The 17,871-nt window shown below is 36.2% G+C and carries 17 protein-coding genes; 3 read left to right on the top strand and 14 right to left on the bottom strand.

Annotated elements, in window-relative coordinates; all coding sequences use genetic code 11:
- From UCH001_RS04490 to UCH001_RS13340, 12 genes are all read right to left on the bottom strand, one after another.
- A complete protein-coding gene (locus UCH001_RS04490; RefSeq protein WP_067174826.1) occupies positions 1-1,962 on the bottom strand; it encodes a LapD/MoxY N-terminal periplasmic domain-containing protein in 1,962 nt (653 codons plus the stop codon).
- Positions 1,959-2,603 carry a transglutaminase-like cysteine peptidase gene (locus UCH001_RS04485; protein ID WP_067174824.1) on the bottom strand — a complete coding sequence of 215 codons (645 nt, stop codon included), beginning with the start codon at positions 2,601-2,603 and terminating at the stop codon, positions 1,959-1,961. Before UCH001_RS04485 ends, UCH001_RS04490 begins: the two co-directional genes overlap by 4 nt.
- A 31-nt stretch (positions 2,604-2,634) precedes the next feature.
- Positions 2,635-3,957, bottom strand: a complete 1,323-nt coding sequence (locus tag UCH001_RS04480) for a TolC family outer membrane protein (RefSeq protein WP_067174822.1) — start codon at positions 3,955-3,957, stop codon at positions 2,635-2,637.
- Between the two features lie 436 nt (positions 3,958-4,393).
- On the bottom strand, positions 4,394-5,161 hold the full coding sequence (locus UCH001_RS04475; RefSeq protein ID WP_082705666.1) for a winged helix-turn-helix domain-containing protein: 768 nt from the start codon (positions 5,159-5,161) through the stop codon (positions 4,394-4,396).
- Positions 5,162-5,336: 175 nt separating this feature from the next.
- Complete coding sequence (locus tag UCH001_RS13205; protein ID WP_158508933.1) at positions 5,337-5,498, bottom strand: hypothetical protein; 162 nt, start codon at positions 5,496-5,498, stop codon at positions 5,337-5,339.
- 78 nt (positions 5,499-5,576) lie between these two features.
- Positions 5,577-6,953, bottom strand: coding sequence for an OprD family outer membrane porin (locus UCH001_RS04470; protein ID WP_067174819.1), 1,377 nt, complete (start codon positions 6,951-6,953; stop codon positions 5,577-5,579).
- Positions 6,954-7,034: 81 nt separating this feature from the next.
- Positions 7,035-7,670, bottom strand: coding sequence for a NapC/NirT family cytochrome c (locus UCH001_RS04465; RefSeq protein ID WP_067174817.1), 636 nt, complete (start codon positions 7,668-7,670; stop codon positions 7,035-7,037).
- Positions 7,667-8,101, bottom strand: a complete 435-nt coding sequence (locus UCH001_RS04460) for a cytochrome c3 family protein (RefSeq protein ID WP_067174815.1) — start codon at positions 8,099-8,101, stop codon at positions 7,667-7,669. Before UCH001_RS04460 ends, UCH001_RS04465 begins: the two co-directional genes overlap by 4 nt.
- Before the next feature lie 2 nt (positions 8,102-8,103).
- Positions 8,104-9,669 (bottom strand): flavocytochrome c, encoded by a 1,566-nt coding sequence (locus tag UCH001_RS04455; protein WP_067174812.1) that lies wholly within the window; start codon positions 9,667-9,669, stop codon positions 8,104-8,106.
- 440 nt (positions 9,670-10,109) lie between these two features.
- Positions 10,110-12,782: a bacteriohemerythrin gene (locus UCH001_RS04450; RefSeq protein WP_067174811.1), complete on the bottom strand. Its 2,673-nt coding sequence runs from the start codon at positions 12,780-12,782 to the stop codon at positions 10,110-10,112.
- A gap of 98 nt (positions 12,783-12,880) precedes the next feature.
- A protein-coding gene (locus tag UCH001_RS04445; RefSeq protein ID WP_145973095.1) for an IS3 family transposase occupies positions 12,881-14,046 on the bottom strand; the annotation gives its coding sequence in 2 pieces (ribosomal slippage) (positions 12,881-13,794 and positions 13,794-14,046; 1,167 coding nt in all).
- Entirely contained in the window at positions 13,989-14,339 is a 351-nt protein-coding gene (locus UCH001_RS13340) for an aldehyde dehydrogenase family protein (RefSeq protein ID WP_067174808.1), read from the bottom strand. Before UCH001_RS13340 ends, UCH001_RS04445 begins: the two co-directional genes overlap by 58 nt.
- A gap of 128 nt (positions 14,340-14,467) precedes the next feature.
- Here UCH001_RS13340 and UCH001_RS04430 point away from each other — a divergent pair, with 128 nt between their 5' ends.
- From UCH001_RS04430 to UCH001_RS04420, 3 genes are all read left to right on the top strand, one after another.
- On the top strand, positions 14,468-14,815 hold the full coding sequence (locus UCH001_RS04430) for a hypothetical protein (protein WP_145973108.1): 348 nt from the start codon (positions 14,468-14,470) through the stop codon (positions 14,813-14,815).
- A gap of 51 nt (positions 14,816-14,866) precedes the next feature.
- Entirely contained in the window at positions 14,867-15,310 is a 444-nt protein-coding gene (locus UCH001_RS04425) for a hypothetical protein (protein WP_067174804.1), read from the top strand.
- Positions 15,311-15,383: 73 nt separating this feature from the next.
- On the top strand, positions 15,384-15,683 hold the full coding sequence (locus tag UCH001_RS04420; RefSeq protein WP_067174802.1) for a hypothetical protein: 300 nt from the start codon (positions 15,384-15,386) through the stop codon (positions 15,681-15,683).
- Positions 15,684-15,997: 314 nt separating this feature from the next.
- Here the strand turns inward: UCH001_RS04420 and UCH001_RS04415 are convergent, their stop codons facing one another.
- Positions 15,998-17,533: an AarF/ABC1/UbiB kinase family protein gene (locus UCH001_RS04415; protein ID WP_231963969.1), complete on the bottom strand. Its 1,536-nt coding sequence runs from the start codon at positions 17,531-17,533 to the stop codon at positions 15,998-16,000.
- Positions 17,530-17,784, bottom strand: coding sequence for a hypothetical protein (locus UCH001_RS04410; protein WP_067174798.1), 255 nt, complete (start codon positions 17,782-17,784; stop codon positions 17,530-17,532). Before UCH001_RS04410 ends, UCH001_RS04415 begins: the two co-directional genes overlap by 4 nt.
- Positions 17,785-17,871 lie beyond the last annotated feature (87 nt).

Genomic DNA, 17,871 nt, shown 5'->3' with positions numbered 1-17,871 from the left:
CTATCCTATAATTTTAGGTTCTGCAATAAAACTGCCTTGGATATACTTAATACCCATTTTTTGCAATTTGTCTCGTTGCTCATTGTTTTCAACATTGGTTGCAATCACTTTAATTTCCATACTATCGGTGATAATGCCAAGACTTCGATTTGGAGCATCTAAGCCAGTTTCGCCAAAAAGATCAATCATATAGGAGGCTTGAATTTTGATGTAATCTGGATTAATGTGCTGAATTGCAAGAAGACTCTCACTGTTGATCGCAAAATTATCAATACCAAATCCATAGCCAAAATTACGTAAGTATTTAGAAAATTTGACCAGAATTTCAATCGGCATATCTACAGAACTTGGCATCTCAAAATAGAGCTCTTCAAGCCCGACTTTTTTAAAACTTTCAACACTGTCTTCCAACCATGCCCAATCATTGCTTTGCATGAAAATATCTTTACCAAGGTTAATACAGATTGATTTTGAGGTAAATAATTGCTCTTTTAACACTTCAATACTTCTTGCAATCACATAATGATCTAAAAGCGCACCGAGCTTTAATTCCATAACCATTGGCATAAAATACCCTGCATTATGGAGATGCCCATTGTAATCTTGCAGTCTTAGGAAAAATTCACTCTGGAAAACGTCAGAAACGTTATTGATCGCCACAACATTTTGATAAGCAAGTTTAAATCGTTTTTGATCCATAGCACTTTTAAGCTCTTGTGTCCATGCTTCTTTGCCAAGAAGAAGTTGGTTCTCACCTGTTTCTTCGATAAAGCTGTTAATGCTAAATGCACCTTTAGCCTTAGACGAAGAGAGTGCAAAATCTGCTTTTGAGAAGAGCTCTTTGGAGTCTGATTTTGCGTAGTATTTGGCATAGCCAATGTTTATAAAGTGCTCTTTTTCATTGAGCTCATAATGTTTTGTTAGATTTTTCACCATCGTATTGATCTCTTCACACAAAAGATCAAACGATGCTTGTGAAGAAGCAGGAGCCAAAATAGCAAAATCAGTATCATTGAGTTTTGCGCTGACATACTCTTTTTGATTATGAATAGCCGTCGTAATGCACGCAGCCATCTCTTTGATAAACGCTTCACTCTTTTGATACCCAAGCTCACTTTTGAGTCGTTCAAAATCATTTAATGAGACTAAAATAAGAGCACCTTGCGCATTTTTCGCTTCACTGGAGAGATACTCTTGTAATTTGATGTTGAAATAACGACGGTTATACATTTTAGTAACTGTGTCTTGGTATAGAAGTTCATGGTAGAGACGAACAGCCTCAGCCTCTTTTTCAAAAATTTCTTTGACTTTTTTCACCATACTGTTCATAGCAAAAACAACATTTTTAAGCTCTTCCGTAAAAGGAATATCGCGCTGAATAATAAAATCGCTCTCCAAAATAGCTTCGGCTTGCTCTTTCACACGTTTGAGTGGTTTTAATACAATCGTTAAAATCAACTGTAAACAGAAAAATCCAATGATAGAAACAACAATAAAGACAGCAAGCACTTCTTTAAAAATCGTCCATAACTGACGATACGCATGCCCACTATTGAGTTGTACGGAGAGAATACCATAAGGTGTCCAACCAAGCATAATTTGAGATGTCGCTATAGGTGTTTCTACTTTGATATACTTCACAAACCAATCAGGCACATCTGCAACAATGACCTTTTGAATCTTATCTACTAAAACTTCTTTATTCATATTTTCGAGGATAATTTTTTCATAATAACCACTATCAAACACCGAATTAATCATCGTTTCAGCCATGGAGGTGTCTTCTTCGGTCGCAATAGAACTAATAGACAAGCCAAGCGAATTTGCTGTATGCAATGCATCAGTATAGGCTTGTTGTTTCACATATTCATTTGAGCTGTTAAAGTTAAACCACATCACAGCACCAAAAATCAATGTTTGAAATATAGACAAAACAATAATGATCTGCTTAAAAAGTGTCATAACCCTTCTCTCCTTATCTTATCTACCAACTCAAACCATTTTTTATTTTTTTCCATCCCAGAAGGTACAATTTGTCCTAACCCCTGTTGTTTAGCAAGGTAGAGGGCATCACCGTTAAAACTATAAACGGGGATCAAATCGCTCCTTTGCGTTGCTGGTAGAATCTTAAAATTGATATTATCAAGAACAAGAGGAACAGAAGTTGGTGTTTCAAAATAGGTCAACACCATATGCGATTGTTGGTATTTGACAGCTTTAACGTACGTAAAAAAAAGCTTATTCGTGGAAATTCCAAGCTGCTTTAATGTAAAGTACTTAGCTATCACAAAGTCCTCACAATCTCCTGCACCTTTACCGATAAATTCCATACGTGTCGCCCAATAATCTTTTTGATGCCACACTTCTTCATCAGAGGCAAAACGCATCTGATTAAAGAAATTATTGACCTTCTCAAGCTTCTCAGGCTCTGGGGAGGCCTGAAGCGACAGCATCAGCCCATTAAGGGCTTCAACTCTTCGCTTCGCTTGTCCTCCGTATTTTACTTCTACTTTTTTTAGTACTTCTTGCGTAAAAAACTCTTGCCCCGCATACAGCGTTAAGACAACGACTAACGCTATGAGTAAGAAGAGCTTTTGGCGCATCTATTTTAGTATGGCTCTAGCCATAGCTCATTTAAAATGAAACGCTTCTATGAGAACATGACTGAACATCATACATTTGAGCAAAAGATGGTTCAAAGTAATCTGTAATAACACCCATGTTATCTAAAAGTCTGTATCTAGCATACATCAAAGTTGCTTCTGCTTCTGCTAAAGCTTGTCTAGCAGAGTAGTACTCACCCTCAGCATCCAAAAGGTTGATAAGATCGCGCTTACCGATCGCAAACTCTTGTTGATATGCAGTAAGAGTCTCTTTACTGAAATCTCTATGCTCTTTTAGGAACGCAATACGTTTTTGAGTTGATTCATAACTCTCCCATGAAAATTTAACACTCTCTTTGAGATCACGCTCTAATGTTCCTAATGTCTCTTTCTCTTTAATCATCAAGATGGCATATTTCTCTTTGTTAAGCATGTCAGCACCTTTGTTGTAAAGGTTATAACGAAGCTTTAACAGTGCCGATGTGCTCTCTTTACGTCCATCAAGTCCATCGATGTCATGACCAACAGTTCCAGCAACTTCAAAGTCAACTTTTGGATAAAAAGCAGATTTAGACCCTTCGTACAAAGCACTTGCAAGTCTTACATTCGCTTCTTGAACCTTAATGGAAGGATTACATGTAAAGCTTTTTTCATTAATTTTCTCAAAATTTGCAGGGATGACTGATGTAAAGTCTGGTTTGATCAACTCATCTGCATCTACTTTTTGACCATAAAGCTTTTCAAATGTCGAAATCGCATCTCTGTAGTTATTCTCTTGTGCTATGAGATTGGACCTAGCAAGAGTAAATCTACTTCCTGCTTGTTGTGTTTCAGAAAGACGTCCAAAACCAGAATCCGAACGCTCTTTGATCTGTTTATAAATCGCTTCATGTGTTTTAACATTTTCCTGCGCTAAAGCGAGCAATTCTTTATGTTTTAACAGCATAATATAGGCATTTGCAAAAGAAAGTAACGTTCTATCTGCTTTTTCAGTAACACCATATGATGCTGCCTCAAGCCTACTTTTTTGTTGTTTAATCGCATTTTCTGTTGCAAAACCATTAAAAAGATTTTGATTTAAAACTAAGGACGTTTCATCCATAGTACTAGAGATCTTCGTTGAACCTGGTTCTTTAATAGTCTCGTGCCCGTACGAACTTACTAAATCCAGTGTTGGAAGATACCCATTCTCTGCAATGTTGTACTCTTTTTTCACACCATTAAAATTCTCCACGCTCTCTTTCACTTTTGGACTTGAGGAGAGAATTGTTTTTGCGCCTTCCTCTAATGTTAAGGAAAAAGCAACTACTGGAAGACTAATGACCACCAAAGATAATATTTTTGCGAGATTCATGATCTCCTCCTTCGTTGGATCTAAAAGCGAGACGGCTATATCTGCTCTTTGAACTCATTGTATCATATTCTTTTTTCAACTACAAGACAACATGAGGATTATAAGGCACAAACTACTCATTCTTGCTTTTGAAAAAAGATTTATACACACTTTAGCCTCTATTTAACGTATCTTTGAGAATAAATCACCGATAAAAATCTTTTCAAAAAAAGGCAAAAAAATTTTATTTTCTAAGATTTCCAAATAATTTTAAGTGCAATTTTTATCACTTCTAACTTTATTAAAAGATGAATCATTTTAACGAAAAGATGTCACAGTTTTTGTCACAAAGATACTGTTTTCAACATACATTGAAAATGAAGAAAGGAAGCGTTTGATGTTTCAAATATGCCCTAAAAAAGGCATATTTGAAAGTAAGAAGTGTTTTATTGCTGGATCATAATAGGAAAAGACTACAATCCGCTAATGGTAACCATGGTAAGCATAAACCACTCATGATGGCACTACGGCTTACCTCTTTAACGGAAGAAGGCTCTTCTATCTTTGTATCGATGATTTTATAGCCCTCCCCTTTAACCGTTTCAATAAAATGAAAAGGCAATAATTTAGCGCGTAACTGCCTGATTAAAGATCTAATGCGCTCTTCACTTACTGCCTCATCTTGATAAACATAGTACTCGATTTCATGAGAAGAGACAACATGATGAGACTTCATAAAGAGTAATTTGAGCAATAATGCCTCTTTTCTCCCTAAAATAACCTCTTCATCGCGATTTACAAACTTTGCATGTTTAAAATCAAAATAGACATCTTTGGTTACAAAGAATGTATCGTCATTCCAAATATCGCACAGTTTATAAATTCTAAACGCAATTTCTTGCGGTGTAAAGGGCTTTACTATCATGTCATCATAAGAAAGATAGTAGAGTGTTTTAAAATCTTTAGTATCAAAAGTGGATTCAATAATCAATAAGATCGGTACATCCACCCCATGTTCTCGTAAATAATGCATTATCGTTGGATCTACAGGATTTTTAAGATTGAGGATGAATAGAGCATAAGTAGGCAAAAGTGAAACATCTTCGGCAAAGAGAGCTTCTTCGTTTTTCACTTTTTTTATTTTCATTTTGAGACGTAAACTATTTAAATATACATCCATACTATCGGCTAACTCTCCATCTGGTTCAAGAAGAAAAACTTTCACGTTACTCCTTTTTCATTATTTCTTGGACAGCCAATTTAATTTTTTTTCTTTATATATTCGTCAGTTTAGCACTATAAAACTAAAAGTACAATAATAATGTAAGTATAAAGCCTCAAAATCAATTTTTTATACGTGTCTCTTAAACATATATGATTCCTTTCAACCATCATTCCAATCATAAAATAATCTCGCATGGTATATAGAGTTTATTAGGTAAGATGTAGTTGTTAGCAGAAAAAAGAGCATCACGCATTTCAATTTTTAAAGAATACCTACACGATTCTATAACGCGTTCATCGTATGGCTCGCTCTTTATAACAAGGATAAAAATTTTCATTTATTGGTTCTTAACATTTTTAGTGTACACCCTAAAATAGGGCTTTATATGTATCATAAAGCCCTCATAATTTAGATCTTAGAATTTATAGTTAACGTTAAACCATAACTCATCTGTATCGAGTTTGGTTACAACATTTGCTGACGTCGTAACTTCTTTTTCAAATGTAACATATGTCACGTCAGTTGTTAAGCCTTTAAGATAAGGTACCGCATAACTAAGTTTTGCTGAGTAGCCCTCAATGTCTGCTTTATACCCTGCTCTTGTCGTAATCGTAGCAGCTGATGGAGCATCTTGAGAAGCAGTAACATATGCCAACTCAGAGGTAAGTCCAGTAATACCCACTTTTGAGAAATCATAAGTCGCACCAAATCTATAGGTATCCATTCCTGCAAAGCTATTAAATACTAAAGGACCACGAATGGAAAGCATGGTGTAACAGAATGGTCCATTACCAAGTCCAAGCAGTGCATCATCATCATCGCTGACTGTTGTATAAGCAATCGTTGCGCCAAATCCATAAAGTTCAGAGAAACCTGCACGAAGCCCAAGCATATTACCATCAATATGCGCTGCATCTAATTCACTTCCTGCACGTGAGCCTCTATAATTGATATCAAAATTGAGTTTGAAGTTGCTTACAGGTAGAACATAATTTGCCTCTGTATAGAAAAATGCGATGTTATCTGTTTTATCTATAGTAAGTCCATACGCACCAATAGCAGCTTTCATATGAACATCATTTGCTTGTGCATATTGTGCTGTTAACTTAAGATTTGGAATGGAGGTATTAATCGCACCTAAAGAGTAAGCACCATCAAATTCATACGCAGTTGGACCTGCACCTGCTACGATAATTTGTTTGATAAATTTTGGTGCATCATACGACCATGTTGCAACAGAATTGCCATTGTAAACATCACCCGTTCTACCTTGGAATTTATCAACATAGTTTGCATAAACTGTCGTTTGAGGGATATCCATATTGGAAATTGCAGCACCTTCAAAAGACTCTCTAAAGAAACGTGTAGGATTTCCAGAGATAAGAGGCGTTGTAATGTATTGACGACCTACTTTAATGTCTGTTTTGCCAATTTTATACGCTAAGTACGCTTCTGAAAGTACCGTGCCTTGTCCTGATTCTTCTTTATTGAAAAGTTTTTTCGCATTTTCTTCAGCAAAAGGAGTCGCACTTCCTTGGAATGTAAAACCTGTTCTAAAACCATAGAATGAATCTGAAACATATCCTAATTCAATACCCAAGTTTAGGATGTTTTCATTATGATACGCGCCACCTCCGAAGTTTCCCTCATCCGTTCTATCCCAATACCACGCTTTTAACGTTCCATTCACTTTACCATTTTTAAATGCATCTGCAAGTGTATCTGCAGCAAATGAACTCGATGTCATTCCTGCAACTAAAACTGCCGCCAAGCTAAGTTTAACAAATCTCATTTTCTCTCCTTTTTTAAGAGTTAAGTGCCCAAGAAAGAACACTCAACTCTTCTATCTTATTCATCACATGAATAACTAAGGCTATTTTTTCATCTCTTCGGCCAATTTTTTCTCAGCCTCTTCTTTTTTCTTATCTAATTTGCCTTTGTAGTAACTGTACTCAGGCTTATAGTAATTGAGCATACTTCTAAGTCCTTTGTGCCCTACTTCTACGTGACATGAAGCACAGCTAATCTCGTTTGCTGTCTCTTTTAAGCTGTCATAATGCGCGTGCATTTTACGACCTTGTTCACTGATGGCTTCATTGGTTTTATAGTTGGTATGACAACCATAACACGCTTCATCTTTAACAAAGTGTGCACGATTGGCACGATTGGCTTGCCAATCAATGTTATCTGGATTGCCAAAGAAGTGAATTGCCCCTTCCATAACACCATTGCGTGCTTTTGTTAAGATATACGCAAAGACATTGTCATGCGGTAAGTGACAAGTAACACACGTCACTTTAATACCAACTTTGCCATTTCCACCGTGTACATCATTGTGGTATGCCGCAACCATAGGTTTCATTTCATGACAAACGATACAAAATCTATCATCACTGGTTCTATGAAGACCTTCATATAAAATCCACGAACACAGTAATCCAATAAAAACGCCTACTAATGCTGTGAGCAAAATATTGCTTTTGATGAGGAGAAATAGTTTTTTCATCATGGTGTCTCCCTCATCCAAAGTTTTACATCGTTGCTGTGACAGCTTAAGCACATATTGTCAGACTTTTTATGTTCAAAATGACACTCATCACAATAGAGTTTTGGTCCATCGTGAATAGAGTTATGTGGATTGGTATGCAACGCATCCATAAATTTCAGTCTATCTGCCAAATACTGTTTTGTTTTATGGCAAGACAAACACCCTTTATCTTCAATCGCTTTAAAATTTTCTGGGTCATCCCCTTGACCTTCATGACAATCCGTACATTTAAACGATAACTTGGCATGATGAGGCTTTATAGGGAATTTTTCTTTCATTTCAGGAGTGATGTTCATCTGAGGAGAGGAAGCTTTCACTTCACTCCCCACTAAAGACGCCACACCAAGAATGAGAAAAAACCCTAATGCTAAAAGAGTTTTTTTGTTACGCATGATTAGATGTTTTCTCCTGCAACAAAACCACATACTAAACAGTCCGCAATCGCACAACTACCTAAACGACTCGCTCCATGTGTACCACCTGTAACCTCGCCTGCTGCAAAAAGACCTGGGATTGGTTTATTAGTATTAGCAGAGATAACTTGTGCTTTTGTATTGATTTTGAGACCACCCATTGTATGGTGAGGTTTTGGAACCAAACGAATCGCATAGAATGGTCCTTTCATTTCAATACACTCTTTACCCTTCATATCAGCAAGTGTTTGTTTTTTAAATTCATCTACTACACCGTTTTTAGCATCTTCATTGTATTTTGCAATAGTTGCTTTAAGGGCATCTGCTGGAATTTTGTAATTTGCAGCCAAAGCATCGATGGTATCGAATTTTTTCATAACGCCACCTTGAAGACCTTTGTCAATCGCTGCAAAGATTTGCTCATCAAATGTATTGTACGTACCAATAGCAACTGGGTATGCTTTTGGCGCTTCTCTTAAGATGACGTATTCAGCGTCCGCTCTTGTTTTTCTATCTGCCATTTCATTCATAAAACGTTTACCGTTTCTAATATCAACAGCGATACCTTTTACAAATAAACCTTGTTGAGTAAGAAGAGGTGCTACGCCAAAACCTCTCTCATCTGGGCTTGCCCATGGACCTTCTTGAATCCAGCTAATGTGTACAGGAAGTGCTCCAATTTGGAATGCTTTAAGAAGTGCGCCCGCTGTTGCACCATCGTGGTTTGTTGCGTCCATATCTGGGGTCATACGTGGGTCTTGAATTTGTCTAAAATCTTTATCCATAGAGAAACCACCACTCGCTAAAACAACACCTTTTTTCGCGCGGTACACTTTTTTCTCGCCTGATTTATTATCGCGGTCATCACTATAAAGTTTATTGTCAAAACGGTAGTTAATACGAGCAGTGACACCAATAACCGTTGTACCATCATTGCTCATAACAAAGTCGTCCATTTTTGCACGGGTTAATAGTTTACAACCTGGAAGTTTCTCAACAAATGCAGCCATTGGTTGAATGATTGCAGAACCACTCATGTTTTCAGTAACAATGGTTCTAGCCACTGAGTGGCCACCAAAATGGGTTGGTTTTTTACCTGTTTGGTATTTTGCACCGCATTTTACGGTAAAATCAAATACTTCTTGCGCACGATCTGCGATCAACTCTAACATCTCAACGTGGTTAATACCAAGACCTGCTTTGAGTGCATCTTTAATAAAGAGTTCTTTAGAGTCTTGGATGCCAAATTGTTTTTGATCTTTATTCATAGGAACAGCGAAAGCACCACCGTTGATAGCAGAGTTACCACCCACACGACCCATTTTTTCGAGAATAAGAATTTTATAACCTCTCTCAGCTGCTTTTGCTGCTGCAGCTAAACCTGCAAATCCTGAACCAATAACAATAACATCATACTCTTCATCAAATTTAACATCTTTTTCTGTTGGGGCTGCTGCCATTGCATTTGATGCAGCAAGCATTGCTGCGCCAGCACCCATCATACCGAATTTTAGAGCATCCCTTCTGGACATAGTCTCTTGACTCATTGTGTAACTCCTTTTTGAAATGGTTTTTTATTTCTGACTTAATTTTAATAACTAACTGTGATATTTAATGTGAGATATGAAGAATTTTGTACTTTCGAGATAAAGATTGTTACTTCTTATACTGAAGGTTTGTAGAAAAGCCTAAATAAAGGCTATTTAGAACATTAGAGGGGATAGTAATTGCAAAAAAAGTACATAAAACTAAACATTATTATTAAGCTAATAACGGATTATTGTTTGCTTACGATTTTGTCTACATCGTAAGGTCACTACGATAACACTAAAAATATAATGAAAAAATTTTGGAAGAAAGATAGAATGTCTATTTGTAAGATGGTGTATTAAAAGATTAGATAGTAATTTGATAATTATGATATAAAAACGTGATTTTACATTTAATTTTATCTCCTTGTTGTAATCTATTTAAAAGAACTCATTTTTTATAAAATATCTGCTGGATCTGTCCATTCTTTTGGTGATCTCCAATCAGCCATCCATTCAACGATTTCTTCAGGGCTCATTGGTTTTGCAATTGCATATCCTTGTGCATTTTCACATCCCATACTCAATAACACTGATCCGTGCATAAGACTTTCCACCCCCTCAGCAATTACATCTTTATGAAATGTTCGTGATAATTCTAAAATACCTTCAATCAACGCTAAATCCTCTGGGTCGTTTAAAATATCATGAATAAAACTTCGATCAATTTTGAGTGTCTTAACAGGGAGTCTTTTTAAATAGGTCAGTGAAGAATACCCTGTTCCAAAATCATCTAATGCAAAATGAATTCCTAAATTTTGGCATTGACTTATAATCTCGGAGACTAAAGTAACATCTTCTAATGCACTTGTTTCAAGAATTTCAAACTCTATGTCACCTTTTTGTACGTTGGGGTAGCGCTGAAGAAGTGTTTGCACTATTTCCATAAAATTGCGTTGTTGAAGTTGCATACTATCGATATTAACGCTAATAGGTAGGTGAATTCCTTGTAGATGCCAATCCTCAATTTGCTGCATTGCTTTTTCCAACACCCATGTTCCTAGTTCAACAATTATTGGATGACTTTGAATATCTGGTAAGAATGCTCCTGGTGGCAAAAATCCATGTTCATGGTGCTGCCAACGTATCAATGCTTCGACACCAAATATATTACCTGTTCGCATATTGACTTTAGGCTGATAATATAAAATAAACTCTTGATTTTTCAACCCTTTTCTAACACACTCAATCTTTTCATAATGTGTACGCATTGCTTTATCATGGTTCGAGTCAAAAATATGATATCGATTTTTCCCCAATTGCTTTGCATGATACATAGCTTGGTCACTTTGACGTAATAATTGATCTGCATCTATCTCTTCATTTTGAGGATAGAATGTAACACCAAGACTTGCAGATATTTTTAAATTGTGTTCTTCAATTTTCAAAGGTTGCGTAGTGACATGCAATATTCTATTTAACGTTGATTTGATATGTTCAGTCTCTTTAACATTTTGTAAAATAATGACAAACTCATCACCGCCAAGCCTTGAAAGAGTATCTTCTTCTCTTAGAACTCTTTCTAAACGCTGTACATATAATTTCAATACTTTATCGCCTATATCATGACCATATTTATCGTTAATTTCTTTAAACTCATCAATATCCAGATAAATAACTGTCATAGAGGACTGATGGCGTTTTGTATGAATAATGGCTTGTTCAAGTCTATCGGATAATAGCAAGCGATTTGGCAGATTTGTTAGCGAATCATAATAAGCAGCATGATGTAATTTTTGCTCGATAAATTTACGCTCCGTGATATCGCGAGAAATACCCAAAACTCCAAGTAAATTTCCTTTGCTATCAAACATTGGTGTTTTTGTCGTTTCAACAAGTTCTTTATGCCCATCAACAAATGTTAGCCACTCTTCATTGAAAGACGATGTCCCTTTTTCCATTGCTTTAAAATCTTGTTGGCGGAAAAAATCTGCAAGTTCTTTACTCACAAAATCATAATCGTTTTTTCCTATAATTTCTTCTTCTGGCGCACCATATAATTTTTCAAAGCGAGGATTGCACAGCATATAAATTCCATCGGGATTTTTAACCCAAACAAGATCGGGGATAGTCTTAATAAGGGTTTTGAGGAAACTGGTACGTTGTTCTAGTGAATATTTAATTTTTTGCTCTTCCGTTAAATCATAGGCAATACTTATTAGATGATTATTTCCATCATTATCTTGAATTGGTTTTTTAATCAATTTAAAGTGTCGTATTTCTCCGGTTAAAACATTTTCACGATCTTCATAGACCGTTTCAGTTTCACCTCTTTCTATGATTTGTTGCATACGTATCTGTGAGATATTTGAAAGCTCTTGAGAGACACCAAAATCAATATCTTTTTTACCAATCATTTCTTCCGAAGTTGTTCCGTAAAAATGAGCTGCTGCTTCATTCGCTAAGATAAAATGACCATCTGCATCTTTCATCACGATAATGTCTGGAATTTGATGGATAAGTGTTTGTAAAAATTGTTCCTTAAATTGGAGTTGACGTTCTATCTTTTGTTGTAATGTCACTTTACGCATTAATTGAAGTGTATTTCGAGACAGAATTTTATAAATTTCCATCACTATATCAATCATATCTCGAGTATGCCCACTCATCTTCTCTTGTGCACACACTTTTGCGTGTGTATAATCTTTCCCATCTTGGATAGCAAAGACTAAATATGCCATATAACGATCCGATTCCAAGATATGCGATACAAGCCATTGCACTAAAAAATCTAAGGTGTTTTCAGCAACTTCTTCAATCTCTTTCCCCTGCTGTTTTTCAATAATATCTGATAATGTTTGGATGAAAGATTCATGTGTATGTTTATGTTGAATTGCACTTTTTTCATTCAGCAAATATGAATTCCATATGCTTTCTTCTGCACTAAAGTGATAGTGTGTATAGGCGATGAGCTCATCAAAAACTGTTGAAAGATTGATAGTAGATGCATCAAACGCAAAACTCGCTGCAAGTTGATTAATGATCTCTACAAGCTTACGATGTTGGGCATCTATTTCTGTTAAACCTGTATTAAAATTATTATCCCATGGAATTACATCTATTCTGTTCATACAATTTCCTGCTACGAATCGTTGTTCAATACTACCATATACGTGTTGCATTGGAGTTGTATAGCAATCTGGAATGACCCCACATTTGTAGACACACTCTAATTCTGCGAAGCCATATTTAATTTCTCATTATATCTTTTTTCAAATTCATTGGGCGAAATATAACCAAGATAGCTATGCCTTCTGGTTGAATTATAAAACATTTCAATGTAATAAAATATGTCTGATTGTGCTTCCTCTCGTGTAATATAAATCTGTTTTTTGACACATTCACGCTTAAATGTTTTAAAAAAGCTTTCAGCCACTGCATTATCATAACAGTTGCCTCGCCTGCTCATGCTAGGAATCAGGTTGTATTTTTTTAGGAGTGCTTGCCACTCGTAAGAGCTATACTGTGATCCTTGATCAGAGTGTACAATAACTTCATGATGTGGTTTTTGTCTAAAGGTTGCCATTTCCAGAGCTTTTAGAGCTAACTGTGTTGTCATGCGATGACTTGTTGCCCATCCAGCAACTTTTCTACTGAAAAGGTCTAATACAACCGCTAAATAAAACCATCCTTCATGTGTTTTGATATAGGTTATATCTGTTACCCATGTGTGATTTGGCTCTTGAACATTGAAACACTGCCCAAGATGGTTAGGATGTGCCAAATGTCTCTGCCCTTTTTTATAACGAGGTTTTTTCTGTTTGACACCTGCACCAAAGAGTTTGGCTATGTTCATAAGTCTTGCGACTCTTTTTTTATTCACACTGATACCTGATGCTATAAGATCTTTGGTAACAGTTCGATATCCATAGATACGACCACTGTGTTCATAAGCCTCTTTAATGTGTTGCAAGACCACTTTATTATCTCTATCACGTTTTGATTCTGGTTGTTTATTCCATGCATAATAACCACTAAAATGGACTTGCAAAGCTTTGCACATTCTTCGCACGGGATAAAATGGCTTATACTCTTTAATGAAGGCGTACTTTACTTTTGATTCTTGGCAAAGTACGCTGCGGCCTTTTTTAGAATGTCACGCTCCTCGGTGACTCTTTTTAATTCTGCTTTGAGCTTCCTATTCTCGGATGATAAATCTTTGGAAGCTTGGTGTTGTGAGGTACTTTGAGGATTACTATAGATTTTTATCCATGCTTTGAGTGAATCAGGATGCACTCCTAATCTTTGTGCGGTATCTTTAATGGGATAGCCATTTTTTACAATTTGATTGACTGCCTCTTGTTTGAACTCGTCTGTGTATAGTTTATTTGCCATGGAATTACTTTCTCCTCTTGATGTTTCATGTGGTCATTATCGACCGTATTAACAGTTTCAAGAGTGTCTAGTGTTGTGGGGTCATTCCAGACCGCTTCTTTTTCTCGTGGAGTTGTCTTTGCCCAAAGCTTTGATGCTGCATATGCAGTACTGATGGCTTCTTCGATGTCCTCCACACTTGCCAAGTGCACTTTAGCAAATACTTCTCCCGTTGCAGGGTTTCTATCATCGATTATTTTGCCTTCTTTAGATGGAATATTTCTTCCTTTGATAAACGGCATATACTCTTTCATATGTTGATTCTCCTATGTAGAATTATTGGATCAATGATAAAGAAAAAAAATCGCTAAAAACTCGCACTTTAATTCCCTAGTTCCAAATCATCTTTTTGTATCAAATGCTGTTTGAATTATTTAAAGGTGTGAGTAATCTTCATATCTTTTTAGACAGTGTTGTGAAGTATGGCACAACAGACATTATAGGCATTCAAAGATACGATGTTCCCCTTCGAGATGGGAGTAGTGGCTTTGGGAGTCCTTGGAATGTGCCTATCTTTGGAGACGATGGAAAAGTTGAATACATCTTTCACCATGCAGAATACATGACCGACTTTGTGCTCTTTAAAGACAATGGAATCTCAGCACTAAATCCAATACAAACAAAGTCAGCTCGCTTAAAAAGAGAACTTTTCCAACATTTCTCATGGGATATTAACTATTTCACTCTGATATTCACAGTGGCTATGGAACACTTATTGACCAAAGCTTAAAATGTTGTTTTATAGACGATATTCGGCTATAATTCCATCTAGGAGAGAGCCATGCAAGAGACACAAGCACTGAATCTTTTAGATATCCCAAGAAGTACCTTTAAAGAGTGGAGCCATCCATCACATAAAAAACATAAACTCTATTTGCTTCTTAAACATATTGACGCTCAGTATGCTGAATCGTGTATTGCCAAAAAAGCTCCAAACAATATCATGGTTATGCTGAATCGCCATCTCAAATCAGAAGAGCAATTTAGTGACACTGAAATCTTCAAACTTTTCTCTAAAAAAAGCTATGCTAAATTAACTTCTCGTGAGAGAATTGCTTTTGCTAAGATAGTACGCGAGTGTGATGAGGAAGAACTCAATGCCCTTTTTAATGAAGGTGTTGTAACAAAAGAATCTTTTCTTCATTTATTAAATGCTTCCCCATTGGCATCGTTATCACTCTTAGAAGTATTTCATAATATACTTTCTAGCACACACCATGTATAATTTGAACCTAAGAACTAAAAAATACTCATGAATAGAAGACTATAATTACTCATACAAAAGGATAAATACGAAGATGGTCAATGCACTTTCCGCATTAATGCAAGATAAACTAAATACGTTAAAAGAGTATCGAATCATAGAGTATAAAAAATATCCTTGGTATGATCCTGTCACAAAAAAAATTAGTAGCATTGGGCGTTGGTCTTATCCCAATGTTAAGACGAAATGTATTCCAGATGGAACGGTTAAACTTGAATGGGAAATTGATAGCCAAACAGTTAAAGCACTCGAAAGACGCGGACTTATTAACCCCATTGAATTTGGCGTTGGTGCAAGAGGAAAATTTCCTACCAAGTATGAAATATCTGAGTAGCCATTACAATAGGTTGATATTAACTTCGAGAATAAACACAGTCAACAGCAAGGCAAGTTAAAAGAGACCAAGACGTGCACTGTCAATACCGTTTATATGCCCTCACCTGTCAAAGAAGTATTACAACTTCACAGACAAACTGCAACTCTCAAATCACATTTTCAACTGACGAGTTTAGCACTTCGTCTGACATCTATTACTCCCCTAATAAAATCGATAGATAATTAGCTAGCATATTTCACACTTGAATGTGAAAAGAGATATGCTAATTAAAAAAACAACTCTGTTTATTAGGAGAGTAATAATTGATTTAATTATCTTCTAAACCAAATTCTAATTATCGCGCCACCCAATAATAGATAAGAAAATTCGTGAAAACCTCCTATCCATACTCCGAACGCTCCAAGCCCTAGTGCCATAGCGGTATATAATGGATTAAGCGCTTTTTGTAGATCACTTTTAATATGATCGTATTGCAATGATGAAATCACTACTTCAAGCTCTCCACGACTTGTTTTACGAAGTGTTTCTCGTAATGCAGCAACATCGTCAGGTATATGACGAATTTCATCGATGATAGTTTCAATGAATGATTCTTTCATCCCTAATGCTTTAGGGATATTACGTTGCAAGATTGGAAGGATGTCTTTTATACCGTTAAAATTTTCAATATACATCGTTCCTAATCCTTCGATAATAGCACTAACCCTCAAAATATAAATAGCCTCCTGCGGAAGCTTAAAGGGGAGATTTCGAGTCTGTTCCATCACCTCAAATGCTAGTTTCTGCATACTGCCGCTGTCGAGTGCATCATTAGAAAATATAACAAACATTCTCTCCGTAAATTCAGCCAATTCAGTAACTGGAGCATCATATGCAACAGTACCCAATCGTTTCGATGCACTGACGTATGCCTCATAATCTTGTTCATTAGCGGCTCGTATAAGTTCAATAATAGCAATACGAGTCGGATTGGAAACCCGCTTCACCATTCCAAAATCAAGTAGTATTAGTTTCCCCTCTGGGCTAACCAGCAGATTTCCAGGATGCGGATCTGCATGAAAGTACCCTTTTATCAACATTTGATCCGTATAGAATCGGACGAGTTGATCAATAAGGGGATGTATATCAATTTTTGCATTTGCTATACTAATGCGATCATCGAACCGCCATCCTTCCTCAAAACTCATAACCAGTGCATCATCACAGCTATACTGAGGATAGGATTTTGGAAAGATGACACCAGAAGAAACGTACATCTGAGAGAATTTATCGAGGTTGATTCTCTCTTGGTTTAAACTGCATTCTTGAATAATCATCGTTGAAAACTCTGCAATCACCGACTCTATCGAGTGCCGGGTTGTGTGAGAAAAAAGAGGGCGGAAAAATGTATTAAAAAAATTTAAAATCCATATATCAGCACGTACCCTTTTTTCGATCCCTTCTCGTCGAATCTTGACTGCCAGTTTGGTACCACATGTTAGCCATGCCTCATGTACCTGTCCGATCGAAGCAGCGGCTATAGGAATGGGATTAAACCGATCAAAGGGATTCACTGGAAACGCTCTATCAAAAACTTGTTGGAATATTTGATCAGACATTGCTGGAAGATCATCATGTAAGGTTTTGAGTACTTCCAAATAAGGTGTTTCAAAAAAATCATTACGCGTTGCCAATACTTGTGCTAATTTAATAAAACTGGCACCCAAATCAACAATATAAGCACGCATAACAAGGGGTTCAAGGGGAGAAATCCCCATAAAATGTCTCTTTTTTTTAATCAGTAAATAAAAGGACAATAGTAGTCTAAAAACTTTCCACAGTCTGCGCGGTGAATAGATTTGTTTCACTGTTTTAACGCTTCAATATCCTTCTTTGTCGCAAGGCCAAGTTCTTCAATCACCTCTTTAATAGCAGTTTTCAGCTCTTCTTTTAATCGTTTTTCTTCATCTTCTCCACGCGTTTGAAGACCTTCTAAAAAACTTTTAGAATCAGTGGCATTGAGTTTTCCTTTTTCTTCGAGCTTTTTAAGCTCCTCTTCAACTCTCTCTTTAAACAACAATGCACCGCCTATTCCTGTATACAATAATTCTTTTAACATAATAAACTCCTCTGATAAATGTACAGAATTATAATCTTCAAAGCCGAAACATTGGTAGATCATTTTTGTTAATTGATTTCAAAAAAA

Origin of the sequence: Sulfurospirillum sp. UCH001 (assembly GCF_001548035.1) — a bacterium.
In the GTDB taxonomy this organism is placed as follows: domain Bacteria; phylum Campylobacterota; class Campylobacteria; order Campylobacterales; family Sulfurospirillaceae; genus Sulfurospirillum.
The sequence above is the reverse complement of the archived record's forward strand: the minus strand, read 5'-3'. Positions and strand labels throughout refer to the sequence as shown.